Genomic DNA, 17,455 nt, shown 5'->3' on the forward strand with positions numbered 1-17,455 from the left:
GTAAATAATCAATTATTTGTAAAAATGTGTGATATATTTCTTCATGTTTATGAAAGGTTATTTTATAACAATGAAAAATGGAGGCATTAACATGTTGAAAAAAGTTTTTGCAATGAGCACAACAGTTGTATTAGCAGCGGGTTTGTTAAGTGGCTGTGGAACGAAGGAATCAAGCGCAAGTAAAAATGAAGATACGAAAAAAGGGTATGTACCGAAGACTTTAAATGTTCAATTTGTTCCTTCTCAAAATGCAGATACGTTAGAGGCGAAGGCAAAACCACTTGAGAAGCTATTAAGTGATAAGTTAAATATTCCAGTAAAAGTTAGTATTTCAACGAATTATAATACAATTGTAGAAGCGATGGCATCTAAGCAAGTAGATGTGGGATTTTTACCCCCAACAGCGTATGTGTTAGCACATGAGAAAAAGGCAGCAAACGTAATTTTACAAGCGCAACGTTTTGGCGTAGATGATGAAACGGGAGCTCCTACAAAGGACTTAGTAGACTTTTATAAATCTGAGTTTGTTGTTAAGAAAGATTCAAATATTAATAGTGTAAAAGATTTAAAAGGTAAAAAAATTGGCTATCAAGATGTAACGTCATCAGCGGGATATGTGTGGCCTGCGGCTGTACTATTAAAAGAGGGCGTTGATCCGTTAAAAGATGTGAAACCTGTTACATTAAAAGGTCACGATCAGTCGCTTATTGCTCTTTTAAATGGTGACGTAGATGCAGCTGTTGTATTCCAAGATGCTCGTAATATTGTAAAAAAAGATTATCCGAATATATTCGATCAAACGAAAATAGTGAAATTTACGGAGAAAATTCCAAACGATACGATTTCGGTACGTTCTGATTTAGATGAAGAGTGGAGCAAGAAATTACAGGATGCTTTCATTGAAATTGGAAAGAATGAGGAAGGTCACAAAATCATTAAAGAAGTATATTCACATGAAGGATATGTTAAATCTGATGATAGTAAATTTGATATCGTTCGTGAATATGGAAAGAAAGTAAAAACGCAATAATACATATGGAAATGGCAACTAGCTGGAAAGGTATGTTTTCAGTTAGTTTGCCGTTTTGAATACATAGAAGGTAGGTAAGATGTGTGATAGAGTTTCGAAATGTTTCCAAAGTGTATCCAAATGGTACAAAAGGATTGAATAATATAAACTTGAAAATTCAAAAAGGTGAGTTTGTTGTAATGGTAGGGCTTTCCGGAGCTGGAAAGTCTACACTTCTAAGATCGGTAAATCGTCTTCATGAGATTACAGAAGGAGAAATCATGATTGAAGGTGAGTCTATTACGGCTGCGAAAGGAAAAGGATTACGCCGCATGCGCCGGGATATTGGTATGATTTTTCAAAGTTTTAACCTTGTAAAGCGATCAACAGTATTAAAGAACGTATTAGCTGGCCGTGTTGGGTATCATTCGACGTTGCGTACAACGTTAGGTCTATTTCCGAAAGAAGATTTGGAGCTTGCTTTTCAATCGTTAAAAAGAGTAAATATTTTAGAAAAAGCATATGCGCGTGCTGATGAATTATCAGGAGGACAACAGCAACGTGTATCGATTGCTAGAGCGTTGGCGCAAGAAGCAAAAATCATATTGGCAGATGAACCTGTTGCATCGTTAGATCCGCTAACAACAAAGCAAGTATTAGATGATTTGAAGAAAATTAATGAAGATTTTGGAATTACAACAATTGTAAACTTACATTCTATTGATTTAGCTAGGCAATATGCGACGCGCATTATTGGATTACATGCAGGAGAAATTGTTTTTGATGGCTTAGTAGAAGAGGCAACGGATGAAAAGTTTGCTGAAATTTATGGTGACGTAGTACAGAAAAGTGAATTGTTAGAGGTGGCAGTTAAATGAATGACGTGACGATATATTCGAAATCGATACCGAAGCCACCGAGTAAGTTGAAACATATGTTAACGGCTGTTCTAGTCATTTTACTGTTGTGGGGAAGTAGTGTACAGGTCGATGCATCATTGTCAAAACTAGTAGTTGGTTTTCCTAATATGATGGATTTGTTAAAAGAGATGGTGCCGCCAGATTGGAGTTATTTTCAAGTTATTACAACAGCGATGTTAGATACAATACGTATGGCGATTATCGGGACGACTTTAGGTGCGATTTTAGCTATTCCGCTGGCACTATTTGCGGCAAGCAATGTGTTTACTAGTGCATTTTTGTACAGTCCAGCTCGATTGATTTTAAATTTTATCCGAACGATACCAGATTTATTATTAGCGGCAATTTTCGTAGCGATTTTTGGAATCGGGCCACTTCCAGGTATTCTGGCTCTTACTTTTTTCTCGATTGGGCTCGTGGCGAAATTGTTGTATGAGTCAATTGAATCAATTGATCCAGGTCCTTTAGAGGCGATGACAGCAGTAGGAGCAAATAAAGTGCAATGGATTGTTTATGGAGTAATTCCGCAAGTGAAAGCGCATTTTGTCTCTTATGTTCTGTATACATTTGAGGTGAACGTACGTGCAGCAGCTGTTTTAGGTTTAGTAGGAGCAGGTGGTATTGGATTATACTATGATCGTACACTTGGATTTTTACAATATCAGCAAACTGCATCTATTATTATCTATACCCTTGTTGTTGTATTGTTAATTGATCATGTAAGTACATTGTTGCGGGAGAAATTATAATGAGTAAAACGACGATAATCGTACCAAAACCGAAGAAACCGAGTGTGTATCGCTTGTTTATTTTTATAGCACTTATATTTGTTTACGTATGGGCTTTTTCAGGAGTACCGCTAGAAGGAATTAAGGATACGGCAGGAGAAATTACAAAAGCAATTATGACAGGTGTATTGAATCCAGATTGGGCGTATGTATCTTTGCCAGATGGTGAAGATTTATTACATGGTTTAATTGATACGTTGGCAATAGCAATATTAGGTACATTTATTTCTGCCTTTTTATCTGTTCCATTTGCTTTTTGGGCGGCGACGAATATGAGCAGTGGAAAACTAACTTCAGGAACTGGGAAATTTGTACTTAGTTTTGTTCGTACATTTCCTGAATTAGTTATGGCCCTTTTATTTATAAAGGCTGTTGGACCAGGCTCTTTTGCCGGCGTCCTAGCTTTAGGATTACACTCTATTGGAATGTTAGGGAAATTATATTCAGAAGGAATTGAAAATATAGATAAGGGGCCGACAGAGGCGTTAATAGCTACAGGCGCAAACCGGTTCCAAATACTTTGGTATGCAGTATTGCCACAAGTATTACCAGATTTTCTATCGTATACATTATACAGGTTCGAAATTAATGTACGATCCGCTGCCATTTTAGGTGTTATTGGAGCAGGTGGTATTGGTACGCCCCTAATTTTTGCACTGAGTTCACGTAATTGGTCTCGTGTGGGAATTATTTTATTGGGCATCATTTTAATGGTCATTATCATTGATTTTATTTCAAGTTCGATTCGGAAACGGATTGTTTAACTGATTTGAAAAGCATCGAATTTAGATGCTTTTTTGTATTTTTAACGCATTATCCGAAAGAAATCTCCTTCCTGGGGCGTGTGAAAGATGAATTTCGGTTTGGCGTAGCCAAACATTTGGTTTTCCTATTTATTTGACCCCTGATATAATCAGTCTTATAAGAGGTAAAGTTTGGTTAACAATGAAAGTAGATAATAATCATGTTAAGTGGGGGTAGTTCACAAGTGGGTTAAAAAAGTTAGTATTGAAGAATTTTGTATATCTGTATAAATATACAGATAATTCCCTTTCTTTTCAAAATAAAAATAATGAAAAAGTATGTCATATTGAATACCCATACATTCCCGAAAACATTGATTTTTTTATAAAAAATCAAAAAAACATCAACATATTTGTCGATACATGTTGTATAATCTTGCGTGGGAAGCTATCATATAAATGTATAAAACGTTTACTAATATAAGCGAAGGGAAGAATAGCATGTCACATTCAATCGAACAACTTTCTATCAACACGATTCGCACATTATCCATCGATGCGATTGAAAAAGCAAACTCTGGTCACCCAGGAATGCCAATGGGTGCAGCACCAATGGCTTATACATTATGGACTCAATTTATGAAACACAATCCAAATAACCCAACGTGGTTTAACCGTGATCGTTTCGTATTATCTGCAGGTCATGGTTCAATGTTATTATACAGCCTACTTCACCTATCTGGTTATGATGTAACAATGGATGACTTAAAGAACTTCCGTCAATGGGGAAGCAAAACTCCAGGACATCCTGAGTACGGTCATACAGCTGGTGTAGATGCAACGACTGGTCCACTTGGACAAGGTATTGCAACTGCTGTAGGTATGGCAATGGCAGAAAGACATTTAGCTGCTAAATATAACCGTGATGCGTATAATGTAGTAGATCATTATACATACGCTATTTGTGGTGATGGAGATTTAATGGAAGGCGTTTCTGCTGAAGCATCTTCATTAGCTGCTCATTTACAATTAGGTCGTCTTGTTGTGCTTTACGATTCAAACGATATTTCATTAGATGGCGATTTAAATCGTTCATTCTCTGAAAGTGTAGAAGATCGTTACAAAGCATACGGATGGCAAGTAATCCGTGTTGAGGATGGAAACGATATTGAAGCTATCGCGAAAGCAATCGAAGAAGCGAAAGCTGACGAAAAACGCCCAACGCTAATTGAAGTAAGAACGACAATTGGTTTCGGTTCTCCAAACAAATCAGGAAAATCAGCTTCACATGGTTCTCCACTTGGTGTAGAAGAAACAAAGTTAACGAAAGAAGCATACGCTTGGACTGCTGAGCAAGACTTCCATGTAGCAGAAGAAGTATATGACAACTTCCGTAAAACAGTACAAGATGTTGGTGAAACTGCGCAAGCTGAGTGGAACACGATGCTAGGTGAATATGCACAAGCATACCCAGAATTAGCAAACGAACTGCAAGCAGCAATGAACGGTCAACTTCCAGAAGGTTGGGAGCAAAACTTACCAACTTATGAATTAGGATCAAAAGCAGCAACTCGTAATTCTTCAGGTGCTGTAATTAATGCAATTGCAGAGTCTGTGCCATCATTCTTCGGTGGGTCTGCTGACCTTGCTGGTTCTAACAAAACATACATGAATAACGAAAAAGACTTTACAAGAGATGATTACAGCGGTAAGAACATTTGGTACGGTGTACGTGAGTTCGCAATGGGTGCAGCAATGAACGGTATTGCACTACATGGTGGTTTAAAAACTTACGGTGGTACATTCTTCGTATTCTCTGACTACTTACGTCCAGCAATCCGTCTTGCAGCATTAATGCAATTGCCGGTAACATATGTATTCACACACGACAGTATCGCTGTTGGTGAAGATGGTCCAACACATGAACCAATCGAGCAATTAGCAGCGCTACGTGCGATGCCAAATGTATCTGTTATCCGTCCAGCTGATGGTAACGAATCTGTTGCAGCTTGGAGACTAGCTCTTGAATCTACAAACAAACCAACTGCTTTAGTATTAACTCGTCAAGATCTTCCAACATTAGAAGGTGCAAAAGACGATACGTATGAAAAAGTAGCAAAAGGTGCATATGTAGTTTCTGCAAGCAAGAAAGAAACAGCTGATGTAATCTTACTTGCAACTGGATCAGAAGTAAGTCTAGCTGTTGAAGCTCAAAAAGCATTAGCAGTAGACGGTGTTGACGCATCTGTTGTCAGCATGCCATCTATGGATCGCTTTGAAGCTCAAACTGCTGAGTACAAAGAATCTGTATTACCAAAAGCAGTAACAAAACGTTTCGCAATCGAAATGGGTGCTACATTCGGATGGCACCGTTACGTAGGTCTTGAAGGAGATGTGTTAGGTATCGATACATTCGGTGCTTCTGCTCCTGGTGAGAAGATTATGGAAGAGTATGGATTTACTGTAGAGAACGTTGTTCGTAAAGTAAAAGAAATGCTTTAATGATTTTAGAAAAATCTCTCCGGCATGGAGAGGTTTTTCTATGTAAATGAGTTTTTTCGACAGAAAAAGTTTTTTCTCTCTCCGCAGTCAGACAATCATTGCAAAATTTCTTCTATATAATGAAGAGAAAAGGTTGTCCAGATTGGGAGGCGAAAGATGAAAACGTATGAATTGTATTTAATTCAAGAGGATATTGCGAAAGCTTACTTTGGTCGTGAATATTTGTTTTTTGATTTATTTGCTCGATTTTCAGAATCTGGGTCCCTTTCGGAGAAAAAAGTGTTATATAAACAAATGATGTATATAACGATGCCATTACAAGTAATGAAAATTCATCATAAATTAGAACAAGCTTTGCGCGTTCTTGGTAAATATGATCGAACACATCATACACATACACTTTATACAGGGGCGGAATATGGCGAAATAATGGTGAAACCACACTATATTCGCATGAATACCTCTGGAAATGTTTCTATGGAAACGACTTTCTTTGAGGTGCTTCGGAAGTGTGAATTAACATTTTTAGCTATGGATTATGAAAATACAAAGTACGGATGGCTGAATCCTCTAAAACAAGTACGAACATATGTGTAAAAATGTCGAATTGTATCTTGTCTTATTGAAAAGGTTTTAGTACACTGTAAGGTAGACAACATGAAGGAGGAAAATATATGCCAATTTGGTTAGGTATTCTAGTGGGCGTAGTAGCACTAGTAGCAGGCGTGGCGTTAGGATTTTTCATTGCCCGCAAATACATGATGAATTACTTACAAAAAAATCCACCAATTAACGAACAAATGTTAAAAATGATGATGATGCAAATGGGACAAAAACCTTCCCAAAAGAAAATCAATCAAATGATGAGCGCGATGAATAAGCAACAAATGAAATAAGCGCTAAAAGACACTCGCTAAGAGTGTCTTTTCTTTTTGATATGGACAGAGTTTAAAACTTTTAAAAATTCTGTATTTTTGGTAAACTGAAAACATCGCTCATTTTAAGAGAGGGGGAAAAATATGAAAGTGTTTATGAATTTAGCGTGGTTTTTTAAACAAGAAAAACGAGCGTACATAACCGGAATTATTTTATTATTTGGCGTTGCACTTTTAGAACTTGTAGCACCAAAAGTGATTGGGATTGTTGTAGATGAAATTAATGAGGGAACATTAACGACTGATAAGTTACTAAAATGGGTTGTACTCTTAGTACTCGTAGGTATTACGATGTACATATTACGTTACGTGTGGCGTATTATGATTTTCGGATCTTCATTAAAATTAGCTCGCCAATTACGGAAAAATTTGTATGAACATTTTACAAAGATGAGTCCATCTTTCTATCAGTCAAATCGCACAGGTGATTTAATGGCGCACGCGACCAACGATATTCAAGCAATTCAGCAAACTGCTGGGGCGGGTGTTTTAACACTTGTTGATTCATTGGCTGTTGGAGGATGTGTACTCGTAGCAATGGGTTTTACAATTAGTTGGAAGTTAACATTGTTAAGCTTAATTCCAATGCCGATTGTAGCAATATCGACAAATTATTACGGCACTTTATTACATAAAAGGTTTCATAAAGCACAGCAATCGTTTTCGGAAATCAATGATAAAGTGCAAGAGAGTATGAGTGGGATGAAGGTAATTCGATCGCTTGGACAAGAAAAAGAAGATTTGCAAGCGTTCCGAAAAAAATCAGAAGATGTCGTACATAAAAATATGTTAGTTGCACGTATTGATTCGTTATTTGATCCAACAATCGCTCTTATCGTAGGATTTTCATTTTTAATCGCAGTATGTTACGGGTCAGTATTAGTTGTGAGAGATGAATTAACAGTAGGTGATCTCGTTACATTTACGACGTATTTAGGTACCCTCGTTTGGCCGATGTTAGCGTTTGGATGGCTGTTTAATATTATGGAGCGTGGGCGTGCTTCGTATGACCGTGTAGAAAAAATTCTCTCACAAAAATCAGATGTAGTAAATAGAGAAAATGCTGTGCATACAATAGCGAGCGGTGATGTTTCATTTGCGGTTGATTCGTTTTCGTATAAGAAAAATGAACTGTTACATTTAACAGATATTCATTTTGATTTGAAGAAAGGGGAAACGTTAGGGATTGTAGGACGTACAGGTGCAGGGAAAACGACTTTATTAAAATGTTTAATCCGTGAGTATGATCATTTTAATGGTGAATTAAAAGTTGGAGAGCGGGATATTCGCGATGTAACACTTTACGGTGTCCGTTCTGCTATTTCATATGTGCCGCAAGATCATTTTTTATTTTCAGCGAGTATTGGGGAGAATATTGCCTTTGGAAAGGCGGATGCTACATATAATGAAATTACCCGTGCTGCAGAGATTGCTTGTATTCACAATGACATCCTTCAATTTTCAGAAGGATATGAAACAGTAGTTGGGGAAAGAGGCGTTTCTTTATCTGGAGGTCAAAAACAGAGAATTTCTATTGCGCGTGCTTTATTAACGGATGCTGAAATATTAATTTTAGATGATTGTTTATCAGCGGTAGATGCAAAAACAGAAGAAACGATTTTAAATGCTTTAAAGAGGGAGAGAGCAGGGAAAACGACAATTATTACTGCCCATCGTTTAAGTGCAATTCAGCATGCCAATCTTATTCTTGTTGTGGATGAAGGTAAAATTGTACAACGAGGTACACATGAACAACTAATGAAAGAACATGGTTGGTATAAAGAAATGTATGAGAGCCAGCAGTTAGAAGCATTAGTCGAGAAAGGAGGCGTATGATGGCTGAGAAAAAACAGAGCGATTTAAGAAGATTACTGTCTTATATGAGGCCATATAAAGGACTGTTAGCATTAGCATTTTTATTTCTAGTTGGTGCAACTGTAACAGAAATGATGGGTCCTTTTTTAATTAAACAATTCCTTGATGAACACTTAGTACCACGTAACTTTGATCAATCAGCACTTGTTACTCTATTTGTAGTGTATATTGTTGCTCACTTATTAAAAGTATTATTTACTTATTTAGACTTGTTATATTTTCAAAATATCGCTTTTAAAATTGTTCAAGATATGCGTGTTGAAGTATATGAGCATGTTCAAAAGTTGTCATTAAGTTTCTTTGATCGTACGCCGATTGGTACGCTTGTATCGCGCATAACGAATGATACAGAAGCAATTAAAGACTTTTATGTCAGTGTATTATCAACATTTGTTAAAAATATCGTATTTTTAGTAGGGATTTTAGTAGCGATGTTTTTATTAAATGTAAAATTAGCGCTATTTTCTCTCGTATTAATTCCGATCATGTTTGCGATTATGGTATTATATCGCCGGAAAAGTGCAGCTTTTTATTTAGAAGTCCGTAATCAATTAAGTGTGTTAAATGCAAAGTTAAACGAGTCCATTCAAGGGATGAATATTGTTCAAGTGTTCAGACAAGAAAAGCGCATGAGAAAAGAATTTGAAGAAGTGAATAATAAACATTATAGTGCAGGGCGACGTACATTAAAGTTAGATGCATTGCTTTTACGTCCAGCAACTGATTTAGTTCATATTGTAGCTATTGCGTTAGTACTTGGTTTATTTGGAATTGATGCTTTGAAGAGTCCTGTTGAAGTAGGCGTTTTATATGCGTTTGTTAACTATATCCATCGTTTCTTCCAGCCTGTAAATGAGATGATGATGAAATTATCATTTTTCCAACAGGCACTGGTTTCATCATCACGTGTATTTCATTTAATGGATGAGAAAGATTTAGCGCCAGTTCAAAAAGGAGATGGAAATCCTCAAGTTATTAATGGAGATATTGAATTTAAAAATGTTACTTTTTCGTACGATGGAAAACGTGATGTTTTAAAAAATATATCTTTTCACGTGAAACAAGGGCAAACGGTTGCTTTCGTTGGGCACACTGGTAGCGGGAAAAGTACCATTATGAATTTATTACTGAGATTCTATAATATTAATTCCGGAAATATTGTAATAGACGGTGTAGATTTAGAGAAATTTGAAGAACAAGAAATTAGAAAGAAAATAGGACTTGTATTGCAAGATGCATTTTTATTTGCGGGAAATGTAAAGCAAAATATTCGTATGTATAATGAAGAAATTACGGATGAAGAAGTAAAAGAAGCGGCACAATTTGTGCAAGCGAATACGTTTATTGAAAAATTACCAGAGCAGTATGAAACGGAAGTAGTAGAAAGAGGAGCTGCATTTTCTAGTGGTCAACGACAATTAATTGCTTTCGCTAGAACGATAGCAACGAATCCGAAAGTGTTAGTATTAGATGAAGCAACAGCAAATATTGATACAGAAACTGAAGATGCAATCCAAACAGCGTTACAGCAAATGCGAAAAGGACGGACTACGATAGCGATTGCACACAGATTATCTACCATACAAGATGCAGATCAAATTTTTGTTATGCACGATGGAGAGATAGTAGAGAGAGGGACACATCAAGAATTACTGAGTGAACAAGGATTGTATTATAATATGTACTTACTACAAAATAAAGGAAGTTTACAAAAGGCCTTGTAGAATTACAAGGTCTTTTGACTGCATGTGAAATTTTTACAAAAAATATAGGAATTACATAGTATAATGTAGTAGAAATGTGAATGGAAAAAAGCAGGAAATGAAATAAAGGAGAAGAATTATGGATTACGTGTTAATAGGTGTAATTTTATTATTATTAGCTGCAGTATTCGTGCTGTTTTATAAAAATAAACAGTTAGAATCAGAGAGTCAGCAAGCGGAATTTGAAAAAAAACAAGCAATTGAAACGTACGAAAATGAAATTGCAGCTACGGTTACAGAATATAAAGAGCAGCAAAATACATTAAAAAATATAGAACAGAAAAAATACAATGATTTACAAATAAGTGCAGCGAGAGAACTTGAAAATATGCGCATGATGAAAAATCAATTAGCTGTGCAACATAGTAAAGAACGCAGTGAAATGCAAGAAAAACATAGTAACGAAATACATATGTTTCAAAAGTTAATTGCAGATTTGCGAGAGTATACGAAAAATGGAGCCGAAGTGAGTACACACGAAACATTACAGTATATGAAGCGTGGCTTCGTAGAGCAAGGCATAATACTAGATAATGAATTTCATATTATGCCGAATGTTTTTATGAGAAATCAGCATGGAAGAAATGATTTTCGAATTCATCATCTTGTTTTAAGTAAAACGGGTATGTATGTACTTGAAACGAAAGAATGGACAGGGAAATTAATTCATGGCTTAACGAAAGAAAATGCTAGTACATATTCATTTATGATTGATGAAATTGGCAAGTATCAACAAGAGATAGAGAAAGAAGAGACGTTTGAATATATTACAGGTGAAGATTCATTAACGATACAAGTGAAAAATGAAGGGAACCCAGTATATAGAGCGAAGAAACTATCTCATATTCTATACAATTGTTTGAAAGAAATGCAAGTTGATATTGTAAAGGAAAACATAAATCCGATTGTATATTTTTATAATGAGAATGGGAAAGAAGTGTTAGATCTTTCTGAAGAAAAAACGACGAGATTAAAAGATAGAGAGCAACTTGTATCGTTTTTCAGAAATGAATTCTTAACGGGGAAAGTAATATATACAGGTCAAGAGTTAGAAAAACTTCGAGAAACCATTAATCGAATGAATTATATAATGAATTAAAAAGAGGTGGGCTTTCTGAGTGCTATATTAAGGGGTATTTTGTATGTTTATATTTGTTTGTATATACTCATGTATCTTGCTCTTATGTTTATTATTGGTATGGCTCATACGTCATTAAGTGTAACGAGCATTTTTATAATAGTCATGCCATTTGTTTTATTAGTTATGATTCTAAAGTCGATCTTATATGTTGCTAAAAATCGTAATGAAGAAAAGAAGCAAATGTCGGGAGTATTAATAGTAGCACTTATTCCGTTAGTAGTATGTACTGCACAATTAAGTATGAATACGTACACTTCCAAGTTTAACCAAGATCGGTGGTTACACGCTGAAGATAAACGGGTACATATGGTAGATGATCTATTGCAAAAATATAAATTAACAGGAAAATCAAATGAAGAAATTACACAATTATTAGGAATGCCTACTGAAACGAGAAATGAAGAAAACGGGGTTATCACTTCGTACTATCTTGGAACTGAACGTGGCTTTATTCCCATAGATAGTGAACATCTTGTTTTACAATTTGATAGAGATGGTAAAGTTTTGGAATATAAGGTGCATACCGATTAAAGAACCGTAGAGAGAAGCTATATATTATAGCTTCTTTTTCATATTCCAATATAGTAAATGTAGGCAAATAGTAGTCATTCCTATCTATACGAATTGAAATGATTCTGTTATATTGTAAATGGTTATGTTGCTTAATAGTTTAGTAGATAATCTATATTTTGGTTGAGGAGGGGAATTTTAACACGAATTTAATGATATGCGTGTTAAGTAGTATGATGAAAAAAGGATTTTATAATGTTTTAGCTGCATCAATTGTATTTAGTATGGTAACGATTCCAAATTATTCCTATGCTAATGAACTTGGAAAAACTGTTACAGTTTCATCTGAAGAACAAGCTTTAAAAAGTATTGAAAACCATATGAAAGATGAAGATGGTCGAGGGGAAGATAAAGGAGTAAGAAGTGAAGTGCAAGGTGAGTTTCTTGTACATATAGTGAAAGAAGTACCTTTATACGATTCTAGTAATTTTCAAAAAGAGACAGGGATTCGTATTTCGAATCAAGTCGTAAAAGCTGAGAAGAGAAAAGGAAACGCTTACTATGTTCAAACTTCATCGGGAACGGGATGGATACAAAATAGTGATGGAAATGTAGAGGTTAAAGAAATTCACCCGTTATTAAGTGAAAAGTTAGTTATTAATGAAGAAAGCTCTACTTACTCTGAACCATTTACTTCATACAAAGAAGAAAATGTACTGGAGCCGCAAACTATTCAAGCAATTGGACAGGCGGGAGAATGGTTCCAAGTAAAAATAAATAATGAGATGAAATGGATTCATTCACCTTCAGCAAAATTTGAAGGAACAAAAGCTTCACTTATACAAGATGCAGCACCAACACGTACAAAACGTGCAGCAGCTATGTATGCTGCGCCAATAGAAGAGAAAACAACGGATATTTATGGTGTACCTTTAAAAGAAATGATTGTACCAAAAGGAAATGAAAATATTCGTCCAGGTTATGCGATGAACCCGAAGTATATTACGATTCATGAGACCGATAATTATAATGTTGGGGCAAATGCTAGAAACCATGCGATATATTTATATAACCAAGCAACGGGAACGGAAGATCGTTCAGCGTCGTGGCACTTTACGGTAGACGATAAAGAGATTTATCAACACCTGCCATTAAACGAAAATGCTTGGCATGCTGGAGATGGAGCTGAAGGAACTGGAAATCGAGAATCAATTGCGATTGAAATTGCTGTAAACGAAGATGGTGATTATAATAAAGCTGTTGAAAATGCTCGTAAACTAGCAGCTTATTTAATGGGGGAATTAAATATCCCTTTAGAAAATGTGAAGAAGCATCAATTTTGGAGCGGGAAGATTTGTCCGGCTATTATGATTAAAAATAATGGGTGGGAACCATTCTTGCAAGGAACGAAAGTTTATTATGATGCGAACCATAAAGATGATATAACGGGTGGTTGGTACGAAGCAGACATTCGTGAATTAGATAAGCGCGGCATTATGGTTGGAGATGGAAAAGGTTCTTATTGGCCAGAGCGTCTCGTAACACGTGGTGAATTTGCAAATTTAATATCAAGATCATTGCAGTTACCTGAAGGGTCATCGAATTTTAGTGACTTAAATACAGCACATCCATCACTAATAGATGGTATTAATCGTGCAGCAAGTGCCGGGATCATAAGTGGTAGAGGAAATGGTATATTTGCTCCAAACGATACGATTAAACGAGATGAAGCTGTTATCATGATTGACCGTGCATTACAATATAAAAAGATTAAAGGTAAATTAGTTTCGTTACCATTCTCAGATCAAGATTTAGCATATGATAAACAAGCTGTACAACGTGTTTATGGATTAGGCATTGTAAAAGGAAATGAAAATAATGAATTTATGCCGAAAGGTTCTGCAACGCGTGGAGAATCGGCAGCATTTATTAATAGAATGTTAAAAGTAATAGAAAGTAAATAATGAAAAAGCATTCGCGATTGCGAGTGCTTTTTTTATTTTTCAATACGTTATGGAAGGGAGAGAAGGGTTTTGAAGGGAATAAGGAATGAAAGCGGAGGTGATGCATATATATAGATGCGTTAAGTTATTTTTTGCATATTGTATAAATGAAAAGGAGGTAAGACGGTGAAAGCTATACCGACTGATGTCCTGAGTAAAGAATTGATGGAAAGAGAAGGCGTTATATCTATTACAGTAAAGGAATTTGAAAAAATCGAAGTAGCTGGAGTAGTAGTCGCTGGCCCCGCGGTTATTTTAATTAATCAAGATTAAGTACATAGTATTGAAATAAAAAGTATCCTAGATGGATGCTTTTTATTTGTGTAGAAGAAAGAATATGGTGGATAATTGCCTTACTGGAGGGAGAGTATGTGGCAATTATTATAACGATGTTAGTAATGGGGATTTTATTAGGGTTTGTTGGAGCTGGGGGAGCCGGTTTTATTATCGCGATACTCACTTTAGTATTCCATATTCCTATTCACGTTGCACTTGCAACGTCTTTAACTGCTATGGCATTTACGACATTATCTGGGGTTATAAGTCATTATCGTGAAGGAAATGTAGTACTTACTATAGGCGGGATTGTTGGGGGATGTGGAGCGCTTGGTTCTTATATCGGTTCAAAAATTGGTTCACTTATACCAGGACATCTTCTTCATTGGTTTACAGCTGGGATGTTATTTTTATCTGCAATTTTTATGTTTATTAAATTAATTAAGTTTCAAAATAGGGAAGAGTTACTTTTAGCAGAGATTAAAGATTTTTCGAAAGAGAACATAATGAAATGTATATGTCTTGGATTAGTCACTGGAATGATGGCTGGTTCATTTGGGATTGGTTCTGCACCATTTATTCAACTTGGATTAATGGTTCTATTAGGATTGACGATTCAGCAATCTGTAGGAACAACAATGCTTGTTATATTGCCCATTGCGATTGGGGGTGGGTTAGGGTATAGTTCAGAAGGGTATCTAGATTATATATTATTATTGCAAGTATTAATTGGGACGATGCTAGGAGCTTATATCGGTGCGAAGTTTACAAATTATGCACCACGTATGCTTTTGAAGTTTTCAATGATTATGACACCAGTTTTCGCTGGATGTATGTTATTAATGGGATAAAAATAATATAGCAAACTAATATGTTTTACGAATGAATTATGTAAGTAATTCATATTTCCCATATAAAAGGATTTGCTTTAATATAATGAGTGTAAAGTTCGAGTATTCGAAGTACTACTTGAATTATATCCCTATCCCTTTTCTAAAAATGCGAACAAGTTTTGCCCTATTCTATTCAATATTTAATTGTATAGAAATATATTGTTCGATGACCATTATGGAACGTACATAATGGGAAAATCCCGATCCTTAAAGAGGATGCCCCTAATCTTCATGTGAAAATATGATCGGATATGAAAGCTGACCAATTTATGGTCAGCTTTCTTTTTGTCCAAAAACTATCTCTTGTTTAATTTCAGTTTGTAATAATAAAGCTTTTCCGAAACGACGTTTACATTCTGCACGCACTTTTTCAATGGCTAGTAGCTGAGTAGTAGCAGGAACTGTGACGATAGCTTGGCGAGGTTTTCGATTTTCTTCACAAAAGACACATTCCACAACATATTTAGAAATCATGCTTTCATCCTTCCGTTTTTAATTTCTAAGAAGGAACTGCCTATGAAGTTGATGTAAATTTTCGTCATTGTTTTCCTTTTTTCCTCTTTTTTCAAGGAGAAAATAAAAAAGGAGACGAATAGTAGTAGGGGAGGGATGTATATGGAAAGATGGATAGGTTGTGCAGCAGTATGTGTAAATGAAAGAAATGAGGTTTTAATGGTATTGCAAGGACAAAAGGGTGAAGAAAAAAGGTGGTCCGTCCCAAGTGGAGGACTTGAAAAAGGAGAAACATTAGAGGAATGTTGTATCCGAGAAGTTTGGGAAGAAACAGGTTACAATGTGGAAGTTGTAAGTAAAATATACGAAAAAGAAGCGATTACATATGGGGTTCCTGTATACGTTCATTATTATGTCGTAAAAAGAATAGGCGGTAGTATGAAAATCCAAGATCCTGATGAGTTAATACATGAAATTGCTTGGAAGGGGATAGATGAAATGAAGGAATTAACGCTATCTTTCCCGGAGGATTATGAGATTTTAAACAAATACATAAATAAAAAAGCGAGTGTGTAAACACTTGCTTTTTCAATGTATCCACGATAAGAAAAGCGGAACGATAACTAAACTAGCTCCTGCAGTTAAAAGCATAGATAAACTTGCAATCGTTCCCTCTACAGGACCGATTTCGAATGCTTTTGATGTGCCGGTTCCATTTGCGCTCGTTCCTAACATAATACCTTTTGCAATTGCTGTTTTAATACGGCATATACGAATGAGAGAAGGTCCGAGCAATGCTCCTGTTAACGCAGTTAAAACAACAAATACTGCTGTTAATTGTGACATACCACCAATCATTTCTGAAATGGCCATTGCAATTGGCGTCGTTACAATATGAGGTGCTAAACTATGTTCTAACGATGAATCAATTTGAAAATAATTTGCTAGTAGTGCTGAAGTAATAACTGATAGAAACGAACCGACAATGACATTAAGTAAAATAGCCATTCCATGTTTCTTAAGTAAATCAAAGTATTTATAGATTGGCCATGCAAAAGCAACTGTTGCAGGTTTTAATAATTCTGTTAACCAGTGGCCTCCAGTTTCATACGTTTCATAAGATGTGTCTAGTCCGAGTAATAACGCGATTAAAATAATAGGACATACGAGAAGAGGAGAAAGTAAGCTCCAATTCCAGCGTTGATACATTTTCTTCGATATCCAATATGTGAATAGTGTTAATAGTAAACAAAGAAAGCCAATCATTGCACGGATCCTTTCCGCTTTAGTAGCAATTCTGTTAAGAGTCCTGTAACGAGAGTGACACAAAGTGTACTAATCATAATAATTAAGATGAGATCGATTCCATATTGTGATAGTGTATCTTTGTAGCGTATGACAGCGACTGCAGAAGGAATAAAAAATAAAATAAGTTCTTTTAATAAAAAGTCTGCACCGTCCTGTATCCACTCTTTTTTCACTAGGTTAAACTTTAATGAGATTAATAATAAAAAAATACCGATAATACTTCCTGGAACTGGGAGGTGTGCCTGTTTTGCAATCCATTCACCTGTCCAAGCGAAACAAAATAATAGTAAAATTTGTCCGCTTAATTTCCACCATTTCATACAGTAACCACCTCTT

18 protein-coding genes are annotated in these 17,455 nt (G+C 35.6%); 15 read left to right on the top strand and 3 right to left on the bottom strand.

Going from position 1 to position 17,455, the window contains the following annotated elements:
* The first annotated feature begins 91 nt into the window (after positions 1–91).
* From PQF83_RS16590 to PQF83_RS16655, 14 genes are all read left to right on the top strand, one after another.
* On the top strand, positions 92–1,030 hold the full coding sequence (locus PQF83_RS16590; protein WP_000915052.1) for a phosphate/phosphite/phosphonate ABC transporter substrate-binding protein: 939 nt from the start codon (positions 92–94) through the stop codon (positions 1,028–1,030).
* Positions 1,031–1,113: 83 nt separating this feature from the next.
* Complete coding sequence (gene phnC, locus PQF83_RS16595; protein WP_000569254.1) at positions 1,114–1,887, top strand: phosphonate ABC transporter ATP-binding protein; 774 nt, start codon at positions 1,114–1,116, stop codon at positions 1,885–1,887.
* Entirely contained in the window at positions 1,884–2,678 is a 795-nt protein-coding gene (gene phnE / locus PQF83_RS16600) for a phosphonate ABC transporter, permease protein PhnE (RefSeq protein ID WP_001000755.1), read from the top strand. Before phnC ends, phnE (PQF83_RS16600) begins: the two co-directional genes overlap by 4 nt.
* The gene (phnE, locus tag PQF83_RS16605) at positions 2,678–3,481 is read left to right on the top strand and encodes a phosphonate ABC transporter, permease protein PhnE (RefSeq protein WP_000047888.1); all 804 of its coding nucleotides are present in this window, start codon (positions 2,678–2,680) and stop codon (positions 3,479–3,481) included. The genes phnE (PQF83_RS16600) and phnE (PQF83_RS16605) overlap by 1 nt, the downstream gene beginning before the upstream one ends.
* A gap of 480 nt (positions 3,482–3,961) precedes the next feature.
* Positions 3,962–5,962: a transketolase gene (tkt, locus tag PQF83_RS16610; RefSeq protein WP_000019772.1), complete on the top strand. Its 2,001-nt coding sequence runs from the start codon at positions 3,962–3,964 to the stop codon at positions 5,960–5,962.
* Between the two features lie 156 nt (positions 5,963–6,118).
* Positions 6,119–6,559 (top strand): sporulation inhibitor of replication protein SirA, encoded by a 441-nt coding sequence (gene sirA, locus PQF83_RS16615; RefSeq protein WP_000860645.1) that lies wholly within the window; start codon positions 6,119–6,121, stop codon positions 6,557–6,559.
* Between the two features lie 77 nt (positions 6,560–6,636).
* Positions 6,637–6,858 (top strand): YneF family protein, encoded by a 222-nt coding sequence (locus PQF83_RS16620; RefSeq protein ID WP_001123317.1) that lies wholly within the window; start codon positions 6,637–6,639, stop codon positions 6,856–6,858.
* Positions 6,859–6,981: 123 nt separating this feature from the next.
* Entirely contained in the window at positions 6,982–8,733 is a 1,752-nt protein-coding gene (locus tag PQF83_RS16625; protein ID WP_000862468.1) for an ABC transporter transmembrane domain-containing protein, read from the top strand.
* A complete protein-coding gene (locus PQF83_RS16630) occupies positions 8,733–10,496 on the top strand; it encodes an ABC transporter ATP-binding protein (RefSeq protein ID WP_000818388.1) in 1,764 nt (587 codons plus the stop codon). Before PQF83_RS16625 ends, PQF83_RS16630 begins: the two co-directional genes overlap by 1 nt.
* Before the next feature lie 118 nt (positions 10,497–10,614).
* Positions 10,615–11,634 carry a nuclease-related domain-containing protein gene (locus PQF83_RS16635; RefSeq protein WP_000386803.1) on the top strand — a complete coding sequence of 340 codons (1,020 nt, stop codon included), beginning with the start codon at positions 10,615–10,617 and terminating at the stop codon, positions 11,632–11,634.
* Between the two features lie 6 nt (positions 11,635–11,640).
* Positions 11,641–12,207 (top strand): hypothetical protein, encoded by a 567-nt coding sequence (locus PQF83_RS16640; RefSeq protein WP_080014980.1) that lies wholly within the window; start codon positions 11,641–11,643, stop codon positions 12,205–12,207.
* Between the two features lie 215 nt (positions 12,208–12,422).
* The gene (locus tag PQF83_RS16645; RefSeq protein ID WP_002163546.1) at positions 12,423–14,150 is read left to right on the top strand and encodes an S-layer homology domain-containing protein; all 1,728 of its coding nucleotides are present in this window, start codon (positions 12,423–12,425) and stop codon (positions 14,148–14,150) included.
* A gap of 165 nt (positions 14,151–14,315) precedes the next feature.
* Positions 14,316–14,462: a BC1881 family protein gene (locus tag PQF83_RS16650; RefSeq protein ID WP_000644411.1), complete on the top strand. Its 147-nt coding sequence runs from the start codon at positions 14,316–14,318 to the stop codon at positions 14,460–14,462.
* A 98-nt stretch (positions 14,463–14,560) separates the two neighbouring features.
* Positions 14,561–15,316: a sulfite exporter TauE/SafE family protein gene (locus PQF83_RS16655; protein WP_000974648.1), complete on the top strand. Its 756-nt coding sequence runs from the start codon at positions 14,561–14,563 to the stop codon at positions 15,314–15,316.
* Positions 15,317–15,631: 315 nt separating this feature from the next.
* Here the strand turns inward: PQF83_RS16655 and PQF83_RS16660 are convergent, their stop codons facing one another.
* A complete protein-coding gene (locus PQF83_RS16660; protein ID WP_000624208.1) occupies positions 15,632–15,832 on the bottom strand; it encodes a DUF3903 domain-containing protein in 201 nt (66 codons plus the stop codon).
* Positions 15,833–15,973: 141 nt separating this feature from the next.
* Between PQF83_RS16660 and PQF83_RS16665 the strand changes: the two genes are divergently transcribed.
* Entirely contained in the window at positions 15,974–16,387 is a 414-nt protein-coding gene (locus PQF83_RS16665; RefSeq protein WP_000442967.1) for an NUDIX hydrolase, read from the top strand.
* 12 nt (positions 16,388–16,399) lie between these two features.
* Here PQF83_RS16665 and PQF83_RS16670 read toward each other — a convergent pair whose 3' ends face one another.
* Both PQF83_RS16670 and PQF83_RS16675 read right to left on the bottom strand, forming a co-directional pair.
* A complete protein-coding gene (locus PQF83_RS16670) occupies positions 16,400–17,077 on the bottom strand; it encodes an LrgB family protein (protein WP_000578958.1) in 678 nt (225 codons plus the stop codon).
* Positions 17,074–17,439 (bottom strand): CidA/LrgA family holin-like protein, encoded by a 366-nt coding sequence (locus PQF83_RS16675; RefSeq protein WP_000872364.1) that lies wholly within the window; start codon positions 17,437–17,439, stop codon positions 17,074–17,076. Before PQF83_RS16675 ends, PQF83_RS16670 begins: the two co-directional genes overlap by 4 nt.
* Positions 17,440–17,455: the final 16 nt, after the last annotated feature.

It is taken from the genome of Bacillus sp. FF-1, from assembly GCF_028548245.1.
Lineage (GTDB): Bacteria > Bacillota > Bacilli > Bacillales > Bacillaceae_G > Bacillus_A > Bacillus_A paranthracis.